Genomic DNA, 306 nt, shown 5'->3' on the forward strand with positions numbered 1-306 from the left:
ACAAGATTCTTATTGGGGGATTAGCTCAGCTGGCTAGAGCGCCTGCCTTGCACGCAGGAGGTCAACGGTTCGACTCCGTTATTCTCCACCATCACCCATGCCTAAAATAAAAGGCATAGAAATAGGGAAAAGACAGCAATGTTTTCACCGGGGATCGAAAAGTTCTTTGACATATTGGAAGAAGTTAATAAAGAAGAGCAAACAACAATAGAGACGTTGTTAGCTTCTAACTAAAAGACTAAAAGGAATGAAAATGCGCGTTTACGTGTGTTGATTTCACTTAAGACTTGCAGTTACAGGGTTAAC

Annotated in this window: 1 tRNA gene; it reads left to right on the forward strand. The window is 41.5% G+C overall.

The features are described 5' to 3' along the window. Positions 1-14: 14 nt before the first annotated feature. Positions 15-91 (forward strand) — tRNA-Ala (locus tag WG905_RS19495). The last annotated feature ends 215 nt before the right edge of the window (positions 92-306 follow it).

This window comes from Pedobacter immunditicola, assembly GCF_037482985.1.
GTDB classification, from domain to species: Bacteria; Bacteroidota; Bacteroidia; order Sphingobacteriales; family Sphingobacteriaceae; genus Pedobacter; species Pedobacter immunditicola.